A 17,808-nucleotide genomic window follows, 5' to 3' on the forward strand; every position below is an offset into this window, starting at 1 on the left:
CGGTTTCCCTTCCCGGTAGACCGGTGGGACCTGCAACGTAGATAATTACTTCTGAGTGGACTTCGTGGGCTTGTCGAACGGCTGGAACGGGAAACCGAGCGCCTTGAGCAGCGCGCGTCCCTCGTCGTCCGTCTTGGCGGTGGTCACCACAGTGATGTCCATGCCGCGCACGCGGTCGATCTTGTCCTGGTCGATCTCGTGGAAGACCGACTGTTCGGCCAGACCGAACGTGTAGTTGCCGTTGCCGTCGAACTGCTTCGGCGACAGGCCGCGGAAGTCACGGATGCGCGGCAGCGCAAAGGTGACCAGGCGGTCCAGGAACTCCCACATGCGGTCGCCACGCAGGGTCGCGTGGGTGCCGATCGGCATGCCCTCACGCAGCTTGAACTGCGCGATGGACTTGCGGGCCTTGGTCACCTGGGGCTTCTGGCCCGTGATCTGGGTCAGGTCTCGGATGGCGCCGTCGATGATCTTCGAGTCCTTGGCTGCCTCGCCGACACCCATGTTGACGACGACCTTCACGAGGCCGGGGATCTGCATGAGGTTGGAGTAGGCGAACTCCTCCTGAAGGGTGCCGCGGATCTCTTCGCGGTACTTGTTCTTCAGGCGCGGGGCCACCTTCGGGGCGGTGGTGTCTGCAGTCTGCACCTCAGTCATCACAGCTCCTTTCCGGAGGCCTTGGCGAAGCGGACCTTGACGGTCTTGGACTCGCCGTTCTTCTCCACGGTCTCGAAGCGGTAACCCACACGGGTCGGCTTCTGGGTCTCGGGATCCACGACGGCCACGTTCGAGACGTGAACGGGCGCCTCGACGACCTGCAGGCCGCCTTCGGTGGAACCGTTGTTGTTCTGGCCGGCACGCAGGTGCTTGGTGACGCGATTGACGCCTTCCACCAGCACGCGGTCACGGGACGGGAAGACGCGCAGGACCTTGCCCTGCTTGCCCTTGTCCTTGCCGGCGATGATCTGGACGAGGTCGTCCTTCTTGATCTTCGACATGTGTCAGATCACCTCCGGTGCCAGCGACACGATCTTCATGAACTTCTTGTCACGCAGCTCGCGGCCCACGGGGCCGAAGATGCGCGTGCCTCGGGGCTCGCCATCGGTCTTGAGGATGACGGCGGCGTTCTCGTCGAACTTGATGTAGGAGCCATCGGGACGACGGCGTTCCTTCTTGGTCCGAACGATGACTGCCTTGACGACGTCGCCCTTCTTGACGTTGCCGCCGGGGATGGCGTCCTTCACGGTGGCGACGATGGTGTCGCCGATACCTGCGTAGCGGCGTCCGGATCCACCGAGAACACGGATGGTCAAGATTTCCTTGGCACCAGTGTTGTCGGCGATCTTAAGCCGCGATTCCTGCTGAATCACTTGATACTCCTGTCGTCGCGCTGGTTCTCCCCCGAAGCCGGGCGAGCCTTGCGGAACGGATATTTTGATGTTCCCGGGCCACTTACCCCTGCCCCAGTGGCGTATGGGCCGGCTGCAGAGCCTTCCGGTACCCCTGTCAGACGGGCACCAGCGCTGCAACAACCGTCCATCCGCAGGGCAAGGCCGAGGCGGCTGATCGAGAAGTTTTGCGAAACCCTTGGCGCGCGGGGTGGATAGTCCCGCCAACAAGGGCGCACAGATGGTCCATCGTAGCCCACCGGGGACCCAGCGGGCGAATTGACCTGCTGTGGTAATCAGTGCACTCCCCCAGGACTCACACCACAACACCACCACGCACGACGCCGGCCGTCACCGCGAACGTGCGGTGCCGGCCGGCGTCGGGCTGGGCTGGTCCTGAGGTTGTGGTGACCTCGCGCTTACTTGGCGCGCTCGGTGACCTCAACCAGACGCCACCGCTTGGTGGCGGAGTACGGACGGGTCTCGGCGAGGATGACACGGTCGCCGACGCCGGCGGTGTTCTCCTCGTCGTGGACCTTCAGCTTCTTGGAGGTACGCAGGACCTTGCCGTACAGGGCGTGCTTCTTCAGGTCCTCGACCTGCACGACGATCGTCTTGTCCATCTTGTCGGACACGACGATGCCGCGGAGCGACTTGCGGTAGCCACGCTCCGAGGCCTCGTTGGCTGCAGATGCATTCGCGTTCTCGGTCACTTGGCCTCCTCCTCGGTCTTCTCGGTCTCCTCGGCCGGAGTGGCCTTGGTTGCCTGGGTGCTCTTCTTGGCGGACTTCTTGGAAGTCTTGTCAGCCTTGGCGTCCGCGACGTCCTCGGCCGGAGCCTCGACATCCTCGCGGATGCCCAGCTCGCGCTCACGCAGGATCGTGTAGATCCGGGCGATGTCGCGCTTGACGGTCTTCAGACGGCCGTGGTTGTCCAGCTGGCCGGTGGCCGACTGGAAACGCAGGTTGAACAGTTCCTCCTTGGAGCGCTTGAGCTCCTCGGCCAAACGGGCGTTGTCCAGGCCGTCCAGGGCCTCGACGTTCAGTTCCTTCGAACCGGTAGCCATGATCACTCACCACCCTCTCGGCGGACGATACGTGCCTTCAACGGCAGCTTGTGCATAGCCAGTCGCAGCGCCTCGCGGGCCACGTCCTCGCTGACGCCGGAGAGCTCGAAGAGCACGCGACCCGGCTTGATGTTGGCGACCCACCACTCGGGCGAACCCTTACCGGAACCCATGCGGGTTTCGGCCGGCTTCTTGGTGAGCGGGCGGTCCGGGTAGATGTTGATCCACACGGTGCCGCCGCGCTTGATGTAGCGCGTCATGGCGATACGAGCGGACTCGATCTGACGGTTGGTCACGTAGGCCGGGGTCAGGGCCTGGATGCCCCACTCGCCGAACGTGACGGCGGTGCCACCCTTGGCCATGCCCGAGCGCTTCGGGTGGTGCTGCTTGCGGTGCTTGACTCGACGCGGAATCAACATCAGGCGTTGCCTCCTTCAGCGGGCGCAGAGCTGCCGGCTGCCGAGTCCTGACGCGGAGCGCGGTCGTTGCGGCGGCGGCGATCGCCACCACCGGGACCACCGGGTCCACGACGGTCGCCGCCGCGGGCCCCACGGCCGGACGGTGCAGCAGCTTCCTTGGCGGCCAGTTCCTTGGCCGTCAGGTCGCCCTTGTAGATCCAGACCTTCACGCCGATGCGGCCGAAGGTGGTCTTGGCTTCGAACTTGCCGAAATCGATGTTCGCGCGCAGGGTGTGCAGGGGCACACGGCCTTCGCGGTAGAACTCCGAGCGCGACATCTCGGCGCCGCCCAGACGGCCGGCACACTGGATGCGGATGCCCTTGGCACCTGCACGCGTGGCGGACTGGATGGCCTTCTTCATCGCACGGCGGAATGCCACGCGCGAAGCGAGCTGCTCGGCCACACCCTGGGCGACCAGCTGGGCGTCCACCTCGGGGTTCTTGACCTCGAGGATGTTCAGCTGGATCTGCTTGCCGGTGAGCTTCTCGAGCTCGGTGCGGATGCGATCGGCCTCGGCGCCGCGGCGACCGATGACGATGCCGGGACGAGCGGTGTGGATGTCCACACGCACACGGTCACGGGTCCGCTCGATCTCCACCTTCGAGATGCCGGCGCGCTCCATGCCGATGGTCATCAGCTCGCGGATCTTGATGTCTTCCTTCAGGAAGTCCTTGTACCGCTGGCCTTCCTTGCTGGAGTCAGCGAACCAGTGCGAGACGTGGTCGGTGGTGATGCCGAGGCGGAAACCGTTCGGGTTGATCTTCTGACCCATGGGTTACTTCCCCTCCTCTTCCTCGGTCGCAACGACCACGGTGACGTGGCTGGTGCGCTTGTTGATGCGTCCGGCGCGGCCCTGGGCACGCGGCTGGAAACGCTTCATGGTCGGTCCTTCGTCGACGAAGGCCTCGGTGATGAACAGGGCGTCCTCATTGAACGCCAAGCCCTCGCGGTCGGCCTTGACCCGGGCGTTGGCCACCGCGGAGGCGACCAGCTTGTACACCGGCTCCGAAGCGCCCTGCTGGGCAAACTGCAGAATGGCCAGTGCTTCGTTCGCCTGCTTGCCACGGACAAGGTTGACGACGCGCCGGGCCTTCATCGGCGTTACACGCAGGTGGCGCGCAATTGCCTTGGCTTCCATTGCTTTCCTTCTTTCGAGTGTCTCGGACGGTCAAGCCCCGCGTCAGCGGCGCTTGCCCTTCCGGTCGTCTTTCACGTGACCGCGGAAAGTCCGCGTGAGTGCAAACTCGCCGAGCTTGTGCCCGACCATCGACTCGGTGATGAACACCGGGATGTGCTTGCGTCCGTCGTGCACCGCGATCGTGTGCCCGAGCATGTCGGGGATGATCATGGACCGGCGGGACCAGGTCTTGATGACGTTCTTGGTGCCCTTTTCGTTCTCAGCGTCCACCTTGAGGTAGAGGTGCTGATCAACGAAGGGGCCCTTCTTCAGGCTACGTGGCATGTCTCCAGGCTCCTATCGCTTGTTCTTGCCGGTACGGCGACGGCGCACGATGAGCTTGTCGCTTTCCTTGTTCGGGCGGCGGGTGCGGCCCTCTGGCTTGCCATTGGGGTTGACCGGGTGACGACCACCGGAGGTCTTGCCCTCGCCACCGCCGTGCGGGTGGTCGACGGGGTTCATGACCACACCGCGGACGGTCGGGCGAACGCCCTTCCACCGCATGCGGCCGGCCTTGCCCCAGTTGATGTTCGACTGCTCGGCGTTGCCGACCTCGCCGATGCTGGCGCGGCAGCGCACGTCCACATTGCGGATCTCGCCGGAGGGCAGACGCAACTGGGCGTACTTGCCTTCACGGGCGACCAGCTGGATGGACGAACCGGCCGAGCGGGCCAGCTTGGCGCCGCCGCCCGGACGCAGTTCCACCGCGTGGATGACGGTGCCGAGCGGGATGTTGCGCAGCGGCAGGTTGTTGCCGGGCTTGATATCCGCGGTGGCGCCAGCCTCGATGGTGTCACCCTGGTTCAGCTTGGCCGGGGCCAGGATGTAGCGCTTGGTGCCGTCCACGTAGTGGAGCAGGGCGATGCGGGCGGTGCGGTTCGGGTCGTACTCGATGTGAGCGACCTTCGCCGGCACGCCGTCCTTGTCATGACGACGGAAGTCGATGACGCGGTACTGGCGTTTGTGGCCGCCGCCCTTGTGGCGGGTGGTGATCTTGCCGGAGTTGTTGCGTCCGCCGCTCTTGGTGAGCGGGCGAAGCAGCGACTTCTCCGGGGTGGTCCGGGTGATTTCTGCGAAGTCGGCCACGGACGAGCCGCGAAGGCCCGGGGTGGTCGGCTTGTATTTACGGATAGCCATGTGTCAGTTCCTCGATTAAGTGGTCTCCGCTACGCCTCAGGCGAGCGGACCTCCGAAGATGTCAATCGTGCCCTCTTTGAGCGTCACGACCGCACGCTTGGTGCTCTTGCGGGAGCCCCAACCGAACTTGGTGCGCTTACGCTTGCCGGCACGATTCAGGGTGTTGATCGAGTCAACCTTGACGGAGAAGATGGCCTCAACCGCCTGCTTGATCTCGGTCTTGTTGGAGCGCGGGTCGACCAGGAAGGTGTACTTACCCTCGTCGATCAGGCCGTAGCTCTTTTCCGACACGACCGGGGCAATGACCACGTCGCGGGGATTCTTGTTGATGGAGCCGCTCACTTGGCATCCTCCTTCTGTGCGCTGGCCTTGGCCACAAACGCCTCGTAGGCAGCCTGGGTGAAGACCACGTCATCGCTGACCAGCACGTCGTACGTGTTCAGCTGATCGAAGTACAGGGTGTGCACCGACTGCAGGTTGCGGGCACTCAGCGCCGCAGTGTCGTCAGCACGCTCGATGACCAGCAGGACGTTCTTGCGTCCGGTGGTCAGCGAGGACAGGGCAGCCTTGGCACCCTTGGTGGTCGGGGCACCGGTGGAGACCAGTTCCTCGATCACGTGGATGCGGCCGTTGCGAGCGCGGTCAGAGAGGGCGCCACGCAGGGCGGCGGCCTTCATCTTCTTGGGGGTGCGCTGCGAGTAGTCACGCGGCTCGGGGCCGTGGACCACACCGCCACCCACCATCTGCGGGGCGCGGATCGAGCCCTGACGGGCCCGGCCGGTGCCCTTCTGCTTGAACGGCTTGCGGCCGGCGCCGGAAACCTCGCCCCGACGCTTGACCTTGTGGGTGCCCTGGCGAGCGGCGGCCAGCTGGGCCACCACGACCTGGTGCATCAGCGGCACGTTGGCCTGGACATCGAAGATCTCGGCGGGCAGGTCGACCTTGACGGTCTTGGCTTCTGCGTTAGTTGCGTTGGTAGCCATCTGCTCATGCTCCCTTCACTGCAGTGCGAACCAGGACGACCCGGCCGCGGGGACCCGGGACGGCACCCTTGATCAGCAGCAGGTTCTTCTCCACGTCGATGCCGTGGAGGGTGAGGTTCTGGGTGGTCTGGCGGACGGCGCCCATGCGGCCCGGAAGGCGCTGGCCCTTGAAGACACGGCCCGGGGTGGACGCGCCACCGACGGAACCGGGCTTGCGGTGGTTCTTGTGGGCACCGTGGGAGGCGCCGACGCCGGAGAAGCCGTGACGCTTCATGACACCGGCAAAGCCCTTGCCCTTGGTGGTACCGACGACGTCGACCTTCTGGCCGGCCTCGAAGACCTCGACGGTGACGTCCTGGCCGAGGGTGTACTCGGCGGTGTCACCGGTGCGCAGCTCGACCACGTGACGGCGCGGGGTGACCCCGGCCTTCTCGAAGTGGCCGGCGAGCGGCTTGGTGACCTTGCGCGGGTCGATCTGCCCGTAGGCGATCTGGACGGCGGCGTAGCCGTCGGCCTCCGCATTGCGCAGCTGGGTCACAACGTTGGGTTCAGCTTGGACGACAGTGACGGGGATGAGCTTGTTGTCTGCATCCCAGACCTGGGTCATGCCGAGCTTCGTGCCCAGCAGGCCCTTAACGTTTCGCGTGATGGTCATAGTTTCTCAGCACCTCCCTCTCAGAGCTTGATTTCGATGTTGACGTCGGCCGGAAGGTCGAGGCGCATGAGCGAGTCGACAGCCTTCGGCGTCGGGTCGATGATGTCGATCAGCCGCTTGTGCGTGCGCATCTCGAAATGCTCGCGGCTGTCCTTGTACTTGTGGGGAGAGCGGATCACGACGTACACGTTCTTTTCAGTCGGCAGCGGCACGGGGCCCACCACCGTTGCGCCTGCGCGCGTGACCGTGTCGACGATCTTCCGAGCCGAAGTATCGATGACCTCGTGGTCATACGACTTCAGCCGGATGCGGATTTTCTGTCCCGCCATGGCGTCATGCCTCTTTCGTCCTGTGCTTCGTACGCTTTACACGTACCTGTCCCTGTGTGCAACGGGCTCGGCGAACCGGCCCCGCGCTTCTATATCCACCCGCGCAGACCGAATCCGGAGAACCGGGTTCCTCGCCCTGCCGGGGCTTCGACCCACGCGGTCGGGCGTGTCGCGATCTGCTCCGCAGACATGCGTGAACATGCCAGAGACACAGCTGATCACAGGACCGCCAGATCCTGATGGGGATTGTGTGTTGATTTGGTCTCGAGCGGCGGAATCCGGACCTCACGGACACGACTCCACACACGCCCAAGCACTTGAGCAACTGATCCAGTATGACAGATCCGTGCCCCAGGCGCTAATTCAGCTGGACGGCAAGGCCGTCGGCTACTCCGTCAGTCGAACCACTCACCCGGCGGGCCCGCCACCAGGAGCAGCGAGAACACCACCACCACGACGCCGGCCGTCACGACCGCGGCCAGGATCACGTTCCGCAGGACCCAGGCCTCGAGCGATTCCCAGAACCCCCGGGGTCCGAGGTCCCCGGTGCGCCCATCCACCAGTCGCCACGTGGCATCCGGTTCCCCGCGCCGGGCCAGAGACCGTTCGAACGGCAGGGTGGCGAACGGCACCGCCGCCAGCAGGACGGCCGCGGCTCCGCGACCGGCGCTCCACCGCTGGTTGATCCACACCCCCACGGTCACGACGCAGTAGCAGAGGAACACGAAACCGTGCGCTCCCCCGGCGGCGGGCATCAGGACCTCCGTGGCGCCGGAGTACTTCAGCACCATGGCCAGGATCAGGAGGGCCCAGGTGAACATCTCCGCCGTCGCGAAGACCCGGTAGAGCGCCCTGGGACCCGGCAGGATGGTGCCCTTCCTCGCTGGCGTGGCCTGAGCTGAGCTAGAGAGTGAGATGTCCTGCGCGCCGGCGGTGCTGGAGTCTGCGTTCGGATTCACTGGTCGTCGTTCGATCGCTTGATGCGCTTCGCGCGGTCGATCTCGCGGCCGAAGGTCTTGCGCAACCGAACGATCGCGAAGACCACCGCGGCGATGATCACCAGGGCAATGAGGAATTCCATGGGTTCAGCCTACCGGCCTCTGGTGCCCTCGGCCTGGTCTCGGTCCACGTCCACGTCCGGAGTCAGGTCCGGAGTCAGGTCCGGTCCCGCGGCAGACGCCCTGACCTGTTCCGAGCCCCCGGCAGGCTGCCGGGCCTGGTGACGCCGCAGCTGCCGCACGGCCAGCACGATCAGAACCAGCCCCAGGAAGGCGAGGTAGACGTAGGTATATCCGCGCAGGTACCACAGCACCGACATCGCTACCCCCGCCGCTCCCCACCACGTGAGGAGCTGTTCACGCCGGGTCAGGCCGAGCATCACGAGCAGGGCGAAGCCAACCAGCACAGTCAGCTGCATTTGAGCGGAGCCGTTCGCCAGGACATAGAGGGCCGCAAGCGTGAAGACGCCTGCCGCCGCACCGAAGTAGGCCAAGGGACGGCGGCCACCTGTCTCCTGCCCCGGGAAAGACCGGTCACGCAGCACGTGCCGGAATCCGAGCCCCACCAACACGAGCACCAGCAGCTGGACATTCCACCAGCCGGCGCGGCCCGGATCATCGGGGAGTGCGGTCTGCCCCCACGCGCGCGACACGGCCGCGAACGTCAGCAGGACCGCCGCGTCCCGGCCGAAGAGGGCCCACTGAGTCTGCCCGGCCAAGGCCGCTGCCCAGAGTAGCGTCCTCCCCCAGGCATCGATGGTCAGCCAGATCCCCGCCACCACCGCGGCCAAAGCGGTCCAGACCACAGCGTCCTCGGGCAAGCCAGCACGCGGCTCCAGTGCCACCACGGTGCCCAGCGCCAGCACGAGCATCACAGCCAGTCCGCCCTGCCACAGGATCGCTGGCCGCTGACGGATACCCGAGTCCAGAGCGACCGAGACCTCCGTTGACCTCACGGCTTCCACAGTCACCAACGACCTCTGACTTTGGCGCGCATCCACCAGCGCCCACAGCCCCAGGCCCGCCGCCGACAGGACGCCGATGAGGACGGCCGTCCACGCCTCCTCCGGGAACCACCACCCCCGCTCCGTCCACCAGGGCGAGAGCAGCCACCAGGACACGGGCACGCCGATGACCGTCCCGGCCAGCAGCGCCACCATCCCCCGCGCCCGGGCGAAGACGTACAGCACCAGTGCACCGACGGCCATCGTCATCCCCAGTGCGCCGAAGTGCGGACCCCGGTCCACCTCGCCGGTCAGGCCCAACACGAGGGCCACGGCCCACCCGGTCGCGGCCGCCACCGCACGGAAGAGGGCGAGGTCGTATAGCCAGGGCAACCAGGCCAAGGAGGGAACGGAGGGCACGGAGGACACAGAGCCCGGTTCGCTGCCAGCTCTCGGCACGAGCCGCCCCGTCGAGACCGCGATCTCCCAGGCGGCCACGGACAGGGTGAGCAGCAGGATCAGGGCCGCGGCGGCCGACGTCGGGAACAGGGCGGCCGGCAGCCAGCCTCCCGTCAGGTCGAACCAAGCACTGGCCACCACCACGAGGCCTATCACTCCCGCCAGCACGGCCCAGTGGCCGCCGGCGGAGACCCTCAGCACCAGCCCGGCCCCCATCAGGGCCAGCGCCATGACCATGAGCGCGGCGCGGTCGCCCTCCCCTGCTGCGAGCTCCACGAACCCCAGGACGATCACCGCGCCCGTCACCAACCAGGACATGGCCGGAGCCGTGAGGAACCCCGCCGATCCCCCGCTCTGGTCCGAACCCGGCAACCGCCGCGCGAAACGGGAGCGCAGGGCCAAACCGATCACCAGGGCCACGACGGCGGCGGCGCGGGCCGCGGACTCGTTGCCTCCGAGCCGGTCCACCACCGTGAAGACCAGCACGGCGGACGAGGCCTGGCCGGCCAACAGGACCACCGTGCGGGTGGCCTGCGGAAGCCGGCCCCGGGTGACAACGGCGACCGTCACCAACCACCACGTCAGGAGTACCAGTCCGATCACCACGTGCCAGGACCAGACTCCGGTGGAGGAGTCCGAGGTAGTGGAGGTAATGACGGAGGTACGAGCCGCCTCAGCCGTGTCGGCGAACCTGAGGGTCGCGGTGAGCAGCGTCAGGCCGCTCACGATCAACGCGAGGGTGCGGCAGATGAGTAGCCGGTCCCCCAGCGCGTCGTGCGGGTGGTCGGGTGAGTCGTCGTGTGAGTCGTCGTGTGAGTCGTCGTGTGAGTGGTCGTGTGAGTGGTCGTGTGAGTGGTCGGTTGAGTGGTCGTGTGACTGGTCTTGTGAGTGGTCGCCGCGCCGGCCTGACGCCCCGTTCCACCGGGCGCCGGTACCCAGCCACCGTAGGGCGACCGCTGCCGTGATCCCTGCGAGGACATACCAGCCCAGCAGCACACCACCTTGGGACAGGGACGGCGTGAGCAGGAGGAGCACGGCCAGCAGGCTGGCTCCTGACCAGACCACCACCGGCAACGTCGCGTCGACTGGCTCCGCTGTGCCGACTGGCTTCTCTCGGCCAGCTGACTCCGCTGTGCCGACTGGCTTCTCTCTGCCAGCTGGCTCCGCCCCACCAGCTGGCTCCGCTGTGCCGGCTGGTTCCTCGCTGCCGGTTGGCCGCTCAGTGGCTGCCCACCCTTCGCCGTCCGTTGTGAGATCACCGCGCACCGTCAACGGCCCCTGGTGCAGGGCGGTGACCGTGGCCCAGAGCACCGCGGCGAGGGCTGTCAGGGTCAGCGCTGTACCTCCGTCCGGGTACGCCCAGCGAGAGGCGGCCAGGTATACGAGGGCGACACCGCTGGCGGCGATGACGTGGGGAATGAGGCGGGCGTCGATCCGGCGGGGCTGGCCTCGACGCCGCAGCAGGACCAGGGCGATTGCCTCGACTGCCATGATCACCAGGAGGATGATCTCGAGGTTCCAGCCGCGGCCATCACCGGCCCCGGCGTTGCCCTCAGTGCGAGTCAGGGGGTGGATCAGCAGCGGTGTCAGGGCCACCGGCGTCGTTACCTGCCAGAGTAGGTTCGCGGTGCCCGGTGCCCCCACCTCGCCCAGTCGGTTCGTGTGGAGGAACAACAGCGAGAACGCCGCCGTGGTGACCACCACGACGGCTGCGGCCACCCCGATGCCCGGCGTGAACCGCAACAGCCCCTCTGTCCCGAGCACCGTTCCGGCCAGCGCGGCAAGTTGGGACGAGGCTGCCAGGGCGACGGCCACCAGCCAACAGCCTGCGTGGTCCACCATCGCCGCCGCCCCGACCGGCAGGTAGCCCTGGGCGCCGGCCCCGCGCCACACCAGCGGGATCTGCACGCAGAGGTACACGACCATCGAGGTCAGCATGAGATCCGCCGACCAGCCCAGCATGAGCGCCCACGGGACGAGTGCCACCAGGACTCCACACCGCACGGCGTAGGTGGCCGCCAGTCGGTATCGCTCCGGCCCGATCACCGCGACGGTGGCGTAGTAGGCGCACGCCGACAAGAGGAGCAGGAACATCTGCACCGGATCGATCCAGACGCCGACGACCAGCCCCAGGACCACCATGCCGGGCACGATCCATTGATGGGTCTGCGCGAAGGCCGTCCGGAAGGCGGCCGGCAACCAGCGGTTGCGGGCAGGTCCTTCCACAGAGATCCACGCCATCAAGACGGCCAGGCCGATCGAGGCGATGAAGGCCCACACCAGGCCCTGCTGGACTGCGGCGCCGGAGGCCATGACGGTGCTGAGCAGGAACGGCACGGTCAGATAGGCCACGATCCGGCTGTCGAGGCGCACTGCCGCGAACACCATCATGGCAGTCCCCACCGCCGAGGTGAGCAGCCAGGAGAGGGCCGGATCGTGCAGGACGAGCACATCCAGGGCCACCCCGGCCACGGGCACCAGCGCCAGCCCCGTTCCGGTGAAGGCGGTGGCCGCCGGTCGTAGGGTGCGGCCCGTCGCGTGCACCACCAGTCCCGCGCCGTAGAACAGGCCCACGACGACGGCCAGTCCCGCGACCCTGGCCGTCACCGGCAGCGCGGCCCCGATGAACAGGGAGGCAGCGGCCACCAGCAGGAGGCATGCGGTGTACAGGGTGATGTTGACGTTGCGCCGATCTCGCCGCTCCTTCTCCGCGGCCTGCTCTTCGGGGCTCTGCACCGGGGACGATGATCCCGTGAGGGGCGAAGGCGGGGGCGGCGAAGGCGCGGGCGAGGAAGGCGGGGGAGGCGAAGGCGGAAAGAAGCGTGGAGGAACGTGCGTGGAAGGTGGGACGTGAGCGGGCGCAGGCCACTGCGCCGCCGGACCCGCCGGTCCCACCGGAGCAGGCTCAACTGGCGACGGGTCAACCGAGGAGCCAAATACGCTAGGGAGACCAGGTCCGGTGGGGAGATCAGATCGGATGAGGACACCATAGCCGGCGGGGGCAGCCGAGGCGGCTGAGGCGGCCGAGCCGGCGTCGTACCCCTGCTGCCACGCGCGGGCGAGGTCCGCGCGCGAGTACGTCCCGACCACCTCACCGGGTGCCGTGGTGGACCCACGACGCACCACGAACCGAGCCACGGACGCACCGACGAGCAGCCCGAATACCAACGCTATGAAGATCCCCACACCGACAGCGTACGGTGCCACCGCAGGTCGGAGCCGGTTGTCCACAGCCGGGAGGGCCTCAATGGAGTACAGCGTTAAACGGCGTGCAGCGTTAAACGCCAGAACCCCTCCGGCCGAAGCCGAAGGGGTTCTCACTGATGCTTGGCTGACGCCTTAGATCACTTGAGGATCTTGGTGACGCGGCCGGAGCCCACGGTGCGGCCACCCTCACGGATGGCGAAGCCGAGGCCGTCCTCCATGGCGATCGGCTGGATCAGCTCGACCGACATTTCGGTGGTGTCGCCCGGCATGACCATCTCGGTGCCTTCCGGCAGCGTGATGACGCCGGTGACGTCGGTGGTGCGGAAGTAGAACTGCGGGCGGTAGTTCGAGTAGAACGGGTTGTGACGGCCGCCCTCGTCCTTGGACAGGATGTAGACGTTGCCCTCGAAGTTGGTGTGGGGGGTGATGGAACCCGGAGCCACAACAACCTGGCCGCGCTCGACGTCCTCACGCTTCAGACCGCGAAGCAGCAGGCCACAGTTCTCGCCGGCCCAGGCCTCGTCGAGCTGCTTGTGGAACATCTCGATGCCGGTGACCGTGGTCTTCTGCATGTCGCGGATGCCCACGATCTCGACCTCGGAGTTGATCTTCAGCGTGCCACGCTCGGCGCGGCCGGTCACGACGGTGCCGCGGCCGGTGATGGTGAAGACGTCCTCGATCGGCATCAGGAACGGCTTGTCCTTGTCGCGGACCGGATCCGGGATGAAGCTGTCCACGGCGTCCATCAGTTCCTCGACGGACTTGACCCACTTCTCATCGCCCTCGAGGGCCTTGAGGCCGGAGGTGCGGATGACGGGGGCGTCGTCGCCGTCGAACTCCTGGGAGGACAGCAGTTCGCGGACCTCCATCTCGACGAGCTCCAGGAGCTCCTCGTCTTCGACCATGTCGGACTTGTTCAAGGCGACCAGCAGAGCGGGAACGCCAACCTGGCGGGCCAGGAGGACGTGCTCACGGGTCTGGGCCATCGGGCCGTCAGTGGCGGCGACCACGAGGATGGCACCGTCCATCTGGGCAGCGCCGGTGATCATGTTCTTGATGTAGTCCGCGTGGCCCGGGGCGTCCACGTGGGCGTAGTGGCGCTTCTCGGTCTGGTACTCCACGTGGGAGATGTTGATGGTAATGCCGCGCTGGCGCTCTTCCGGCGCCGAGTCAATCGTCGCGAAGTCGCGTGCCTCGTTGAGGTCCGGGTACTTGTCGTACAGGACCTTCGAGATAGCGGCGGTCAGCGTGGTCTTACCGTGGTCAACGTGGCCGATGGTACCGACGTTAACGTGCGGCTTCGACCGCTCGAACTTTGCCTTCGACACAGGTTCCTCCTAGAACTGTTCATCTGAAGAGACTTCTCAGACGCGGGTGGCGTGCTGACAACTTGGGAAAGTCTACTTCGATCTGTCTGCTGGTGATAATTCTCCGGATTGCGTCAGGATCGGTCCTGGATCAGGCCACTCGGACCGCCTTTTCCGCGGACCGACCTTCCGTCCTGTGGTGGTTCCATCCTCCGGAGTGCGGATGGGCCACCTGTCCGGTCCGGTGGCGGATCCCCTGGGAGTACCAGGGGTTCCGCCACCCTTCCGAACACGTTCTGTGACAGCTGACTATTCGCCGCTGTTCTTCTGGATGATCTCGTCGGCCACGGCCTTGGGGACCTCGGCGTAGGAGTCGAACGTCATCGAGTACACGGCACGGCCCTGGGTCTTGGACCGCAGGTCGCCGATGTAGCCGAACATCTCGGACAGCGGGACGTTGGCCTTGACGACCTTGACACCCTGCGCGTCCTCCATGGACTGGATCTGGCCACGGCGGGAGTTCAAGTCGCCGATGACATCGCCCATGTACTCCTCCGGGGTGCGGACCTCCACGGCCATCAGCGGCTCGAGGATGACCGGGTTGGCCCGGCGCATGCCCTCCTTGTAGACCATGGAGCCGGCGAGCTTGAACGCCATTTCCGAGGAGTCCACATCATGGTAGGCGCCGTCGAGAAGGGTGGCCTTCACACCGACCATCGGGTAGCCGGCCAGGATGCCGAACTGCATGGCGTCCTGGATGCCGGCGTCCACGGAGGGGATGTACTCGCGCGGGATGCGACCGCCGGTGACGGCGTTGACGAACTCGTAGAACTCACCCTCGGAGGTGTCCATCGGTTCGAAGGCCATCTGCACCTTGGCGAACTGGCCGGAACCACCGGTCTGCTTCTTGTGCGTGTAGTCGACCTTGTCGACCTTCTTCTTGATGGTCTCGCGGTAGGCCACCTGGGGCTTGCCCACGTTGGCCTCGACCTTGAACTCGCGGCGCATACGGTCCACGAAGACGTCCAGGTGCAACTCGCCCATGCCGCCGATGACGGTCTGGCCGGTCTCATCGTCGAGGTTCACGGTGAACGTGGGGTCCTCGGCGACGAGCTTCTGGATGGCGGTGGAGAGCTTCTCCTGATCGCCCTTGGTCTTCGGCTCGATGGCCACGGAGATCACGGGCTCCGGGAAGGACATGGATTCGAGGATGATCGGATCGCTGATGGAGCACAAGGTGTCACCGGTGGTGGTGTCCTTGAGGCCGATCACGGCGTAGATGTGACCCGCCACGACCTCCTCGACCGGGTTCTCCTTGTTCGCGTGCATCTGGAACAGCTTGCCGATGCGCTCCTTCTTCCCCTTGGTGGAGTTCAGGATCTGGTCACCGGGGTTCAGGCGTCCGGAGTACACGCGGATGAAGGTCAGCTGACCGAAGAACGGGTGCGCCGCGATCTTGAAGGCCAGGGCCGAGAACGGGCCCTCCTTCGAGGGCTCGCGGGTCAGCTCCTTCTCCTCGTCCTTCACGTCGAGGCCGGTGATGGCCCCGGCGTCCATGGGGTTCGGCAGGTAGGAGACCACGGCGTCCAGCATCGGCTGCACACCACGGTTCTTGAAGGCGGAACCACAGAAGACCGGGTACGCCTCGGCGTTGATGGTCAGGTGGCGCACGCCGGCCTGGATCTCCTCGTTGGAGATCTCCTCACCCTCGAGGTACTTCATCATGAGCTCTTCGGAGGTGTCGGCGACGGCCTCGATGAGCTGGGCGCGGTACTGCTCGGCCTTCTCCTGGAGGTCGGCCGGGATCTCGCGGGTCTCGTAGGCGGCACCCATGGTGACGTCGCCCTTGGAGTCGCCCTCCCAGACGAACGCCTTCATGGACAGCAGGTCCACCACGCCGACGAAGTCGTTCTCAGCACCGATCGGCAGCTGCATCACGAGCGGCTTGGCGCCGAGGCGGGACACGATGGTGTCGACGGTGTAGTAGAAGTCGGCGCCCAGCTTGTCCATCTTGTTGACGAAGCAGATGCGGGGCACGTTGTACTTGTCAGCCTGGCGCCACACGGTCTCGGACTGCGGCTCCACGCCTTCCTTGCCGTCAAACACGGCTACGGCGCCATCGAGCACGCGCAGGGAACGCTCCACCTCGACGGTGAAGTCGACGTGGCCCGGGGTGTCGATGATGTTGATCTGGTTGTCGTCCCAGAAGCAGGTCACCGCGGCGGAGGTGATGGTGATGCCGCGTTCCTTCTCCTGCTCCATCCAGTCCGTGGTGGAGGCGCCGTCGTGGGTCTCGCCCAACTTGTGGTTGACGCCCGTGTAGAAGAGGATGCGCTCGGTGGTGGTGGTCTTGCCGGCATCGATATGCGCCATGATGCCGATGTTGCGGACCTTTTTGAGGTCGGTCAGCACGTCCTGTGCCACGGTGTCTCCCTAAGGTTTGGTGGGTGGGTCCTGTAGTGATGCCGGTAGCCGGTGCCGGCAGCGAGTGCAGGCGGCACGGCGCCCGGAAACCGCTGTAGCGGTTTCCGGGCGCCCGAGAATCACCAGCGGTAGTGGGCGAAAGCCTTGTTGGACTCGGCCATCTTGTGGGTGTCCTCGCGGCGCTTGACCGCGGCACCGAGACCGTTCGACGCGTCGAGGATCTCGTTCATGAGGCGCTCGGTCATCGTCTTCTCGCGACGGGCCTTGGAGTAGCCCACGAGCCAGCGCAGGGCGAGCGCGGTGGAACGGCCCGGCTTGACCTCGACGGGCACCTGGTAGGTGGCGCCGCCGACGCGGCGGGAGCGGACCTCGAGGGCCGGGCGGACGTTGTCCATGGCCTTCTTGAGGGTGGCCACCGGATCGGCGCCGCCCTTGTCACGAGTACCCTCGAGGGCACCGTAGACGATGTGCTCGGCGGTGGACTTCTTGCCGTCCACCAGCACCTTGTTGATCAGCTGGGTGACCAGCGGGGACCCGTAGACCGGGTCGACGACGAGGGGGCGCTTCGGCGCAGGACCCTTACGTGGCATTACTTCTTCTCCTTCTTCGCGCCGTAGCGGCTGCGGGCCTGGCCGCGACCCTTGACACCCTGGGTGTCCAAGGCGCCGCGGACGATCTTGTAGCGGACGCCCGGGAGGTCCTTCACACGACCGCCGCGCACGAGCACGATGGAGTGCTCCTGCAGGTTGTGGCCCTCGCCCGGAATGTAGGCGGTGACTTCGATGCCGCCGTTGAGGCGGACACGGGCCACCTTGCGCAGTGCGGAGTTCGGCTTCTTCGGGGTGGTGGTGTACACGCGGGTGCACACGCCACGGCGCATGGGGTTCCCCTGCAGTGCAGGAGCCTTGGTCTTGACGACCTTCGGTGAGCGGCCCTTGCGGACCAGCTGCTGAATCGTAGGCACTCTTGGTCTCTCCGTTGTTCGGTTCCAGGTTGGCTGCTCTCACAGCTGTCCTGCTTCCAGCCCGGCGGGCGCACAGGACGGGCCCGCGTCAACCTGGACTGCTGATGGTCGTTTCTTCGCACCCGAGGGGTTCAGCGAGAACGACCGCAGGCGTGCAAAAGTGTGGCATTCGTTGCGCAAGAACCCCGCAACCCGGACTGTGTCCCTATTGCCACACAAAAACAATTGAGATCAGCCTACCACCCCCTGGGGGCGGCGGTGAAACCGGAGGTCGGGCAGGGGAAAGAGGGGAAAGAGGGGAAAGAGGGGAA

Annotated in this window: 21 protein-coding genes; all 21 read right to left on the minus strand. The window is 66.1% G+C overall.

Annotated elements, in window-relative coordinates; all coding sequences use genetic code 11:
- Positions 1–45: 45 nt before the first annotated feature.
- The 21 genes from rplE to rpsL all read right to left on the minus strand — a co-directional run bounded on the left by rplE (position 46) and on the right by rpsL (position 17,497).
- Entirely contained in the window at positions 46–657 is a 612-nt protein-coding gene (gene rplE, locus C8E99_RS08230; RefSeq protein WP_115931884.1) for a 50S ribosomal protein L5, read from the minus strand.
- Positions 657–998: a 50S ribosomal protein L24 gene (rplX, locus tag C8E99_RS08235; RefSeq protein ID WP_115931885.1), complete on the minus strand. Its 342-nt coding sequence runs from the start codon at positions 996–998 to the stop codon at positions 657–659. Before rplX ends, rplE begins: the two co-directional genes overlap by 1 nt.
- A 3-nt stretch (positions 999–1,001) precedes the next feature.
- A complete protein-coding gene (rplN, locus tag C8E99_RS08240) occupies positions 1,002–1,370 on the minus strand; it encodes a 50S ribosomal protein L14 (RefSeq protein WP_115931886.1) in 369 nt (122 codons plus the stop codon).
- 437 nt (positions 1,371–1,807) lie between these two features.
- Positions 1,808–2,101, minus strand: coding sequence for a 30S ribosomal protein S17 (gene rpsQ / locus C8E99_RS08245; RefSeq protein WP_115931887.1), 294 nt, complete (start codon positions 2,099–2,101; stop codon positions 1,808–1,810).
- Positions 2,098–2,454 (minus strand): 50S ribosomal protein L29, encoded by a 357-nt coding sequence (rpmC, locus tag C8E99_RS08250; protein ID WP_115933333.1) that lies wholly within the window; start codon positions 2,452–2,454, stop codon positions 2,098–2,100. The genes rpsQ and rpmC overlap by 4 nt, the downstream gene beginning before the upstream one ends.
- A gap of 2 nt (positions 2,455–2,456) precedes the next feature.
- Complete coding sequence (rplP, locus tag C8E99_RS08255; protein WP_115931888.1) at positions 2,457–2,873, minus strand: 50S ribosomal protein L16; 417 nt, start codon at positions 2,871–2,873, stop codon at positions 2,457–2,459.
- On the minus strand, positions 2,873–3,685 hold the full coding sequence (rpsC, locus tag C8E99_RS08260; protein ID WP_115931889.1) for a 30S ribosomal protein S3: 813 nt from the start codon (positions 3,683–3,685) through the stop codon (positions 2,873–2,875). Before rpsC ends, rplP begins: the two co-directional genes overlap by 1 nt.
- A 3-nt stretch (positions 3,686–3,688) precedes the next feature.
- Positions 3,689–4,051: a 50S ribosomal protein L22 gene (gene rplV / locus C8E99_RS08265; protein WP_115931890.1), complete on the minus strand. Its 363-nt coding sequence runs from the start codon at positions 4,049–4,051 to the stop codon at positions 3,689–3,691.
- 42 nt (positions 4,052–4,093) lie between these two features.
- Positions 4,094–4,375: a 30S ribosomal protein S19 gene (gene rpsS / locus C8E99_RS08270; RefSeq protein WP_115931891.1), complete on the minus strand. Its 282-nt coding sequence runs from the start codon at positions 4,373–4,375 to the stop codon at positions 4,094–4,096.
- Between the two features lie 12 nt (positions 4,376–4,387).
- Positions 4,388–5,227 (minus strand): 50S ribosomal protein L2, encoded by an 840-nt coding sequence (gene rplB, locus C8E99_RS08275; protein WP_115931892.1) that lies wholly within the window; start codon positions 5,225–5,227, stop codon positions 4,388–4,390.
- A gap of 36 nt (positions 5,228–5,263) precedes the next feature.
- The gene (gene rplW, locus C8E99_RS08280; protein ID WP_115931893.1) at positions 5,264–5,569 is read right to left on the minus strand and encodes a 50S ribosomal protein L23; all 306 of its coding nucleotides are present in this window, start codon (positions 5,567–5,569) and stop codon (positions 5,264–5,266) included.
- Positions 5,566–6,210: a 50S ribosomal protein L4 gene (gene rplD, locus C8E99_RS08285; protein WP_115931894.1), complete on the minus strand. Its 645-nt coding sequence runs from the start codon at positions 6,208–6,210 to the stop codon at positions 5,566–5,568. The genes rplW and rplD overlap by 4 nt, the downstream gene beginning before the upstream one ends.
- A 4-nt stretch (positions 6,211–6,214) precedes the next feature.
- Positions 6,215–6,865 carry a 50S ribosomal protein L3 gene (rplC, locus tag C8E99_RS08290; RefSeq protein WP_115931895.1) on the minus strand — a complete coding sequence of 217 codons (651 nt, stop codon included), beginning with the start codon at positions 6,863–6,865 and terminating at the stop codon, positions 6,215–6,217.
- 20 nt (positions 6,866–6,885) lie between these two features.
- A complete protein-coding gene (gene rpsJ / locus C8E99_RS08295; protein ID WP_010145320.1) occupies positions 6,886–7,194 on the minus strand; it encodes a 30S ribosomal protein S10 in 309 nt (102 codons plus the stop codon).
- A 395-nt stretch (positions 7,195–7,589) separates the two neighbouring features.
- Positions 7,590–8,153 (minus strand): DUF3817 domain-containing protein, encoded by a 564-nt coding sequence (locus tag C8E99_RS08300; protein WP_245952186.1) that lies wholly within the window; start codon positions 8,151–8,153, stop codon positions 7,590–7,592.
- Positions 8,150–8,275, minus strand: coding sequence for a hypothetical protein (locus C8E99_RS16340; protein ID WP_281269063.1), 126 nt, complete (start codon positions 8,273–8,275; stop codon positions 8,150–8,152). Before C8E99_RS16340 ends, C8E99_RS08300 begins: the two co-directional genes overlap by 4 nt.
- 9 nt (positions 8,276–8,284) lie before the next feature.
- Positions 8,285–12,331: a hypothetical protein gene (locus tag C8E99_RS16025; RefSeq protein WP_211309008.1), complete on the minus strand. Its 4,047-nt coding sequence runs from the start codon at positions 12,329–12,331 to the stop codon at positions 8,285–8,287.
- A 608-nt stretch (positions 12,332–12,939) separates the two neighbouring features.
- Positions 12,940–14,130, minus strand: coding sequence for an elongation factor Tu (tuf, locus tag C8E99_RS08310; protein ID WP_115931896.1), 1,191 nt, complete (start codon positions 14,128–14,130; stop codon positions 12,940–12,942).
- 288 nt (positions 14,131–14,418) lie between these two features.
- On the minus strand, positions 14,419–16,533 hold the full coding sequence (gene fusA / locus C8E99_RS08315) for an elongation factor G (protein ID WP_115931897.1): 2,115 nt from the start codon (positions 16,531–16,533) through the stop codon (positions 14,419–14,421).
- Positions 16,534–16,652: 119 nt separating this feature from the next.
- Complete coding sequence (rpsG, locus tag C8E99_RS08320) at positions 16,653–17,123, minus strand: 30S ribosomal protein S7 (RefSeq protein WP_115931898.1); 471 nt, start codon at positions 17,121–17,123, stop codon at positions 16,653–16,655.
- A complete protein-coding gene (gene rpsL, locus C8E99_RS08325; protein WP_091692838.1) occupies positions 17,123–17,497 on the minus strand; it encodes a 30S ribosomal protein S12 in 375 nt (124 codons plus the stop codon). The genes rpsG and rpsL overlap by 1 nt, the downstream gene beginning before the upstream one ends.
- Positions 17,498–17,808: the final 311 nt, after the last annotated feature.

The organism is Citricoccus muralis (assembly GCF_003386075.1).
GTDB lineage: Bacteria > Actinomycetota > Actinomycetes > Actinomycetales > Micrococcaceae > Citricoccus > Citricoccus muralis.

What these genes read in the sequence shown, in the direction of transcription:
- rplE (WP_115931884.1), bottom strand. Translation starts at nt 657, where the DNA reads ATGACTGAGGTGCAGACTGCAGACACCACCGCCCCGAAGGTGGCCCCG.
- rplX (WP_115931885.1), bottom strand. Translation starts at nt 998, where the DNA reads ATGTCGAAGATCAAGAAGGACGACCTCGTCCAGATCATCGCCGGCAAG.
- rpmC (WP_115933333.1), bottom strand. Translation starts at nt 2,454, where the DNA reads ATGGCTACCGGTTCGAAGGAACTGAACGTCGAGGCCCTGGACGGCCTG.
- rplP (WP_115931888.1), bottom strand. Translation starts at nt 2,873, where the DNA reads ATGTTGATTCCGCGTCGAGTCAAGCACCGCAAGCAGCACCACCCGAAG.
- rpsC (WP_115931889.1), bottom strand. Translation starts at nt 3,685, where the DNA reads ATGGGTCAGAAGATCAACCCGAACGGTTTCCGCCTCGGCATCACCACC.
- rplV (WP_115931890.1), bottom strand. Translation starts at nt 4,051, where the DNA reads ATGGAAGCCAAGGCAATTGCGCGCCACCTGCGTGTAACGCCGATGAAG.
- rpsS (WP_115931891.1), bottom strand. Translation starts at nt 4,375, where the DNA reads ATGCCACGTAGCCTGAAGAAGGGCCCCTTCGTTGATCAGCACCTCTAC.
- rplB (WP_115931892.1), bottom strand. Translation starts at nt 5,227, where the DNA reads ATGGCTATCCGTAAATACAAGCCGACCACCCCGGGCCTTCGCGGCTCG.
- rplD (WP_115931894.1), bottom strand. Translation starts at nt 6,210, where the DNA reads ATGGCTACCAACGCAACTAACGCAGAAGCCAAGACCGTCAAGGTCGAC.
- rplC (WP_115931895.1), bottom strand. Translation starts at nt 6,865, where the DNA reads ATGACCATCACGCGAAACGTTAAGGGCCTGCTGGGCACGAAGCTCGGC.
- rpsJ (WP_010145320.1), bottom strand. Translation starts at nt 7,194, where the DNA reads ATGGCGGGACAGAAAATCCGCATCCGGCTGAAGTCGTATGACCACGAG.
- C8E99_RS16340 (WP_281269063.1), bottom strand. Translation starts at nt 8,275, where the DNA reads ATGGAATTCCTCATTGCCCTGGTGATCATCGCCGCGGTGGTCTTCGCG.
- rpsG (WP_115931898.1), bottom strand. Translation starts at nt 17,123, where the DNA reads ATGCCACGTAAGGGTCCTGCGCCGAAGCGCCCCCTCGTCGTCGACCCG.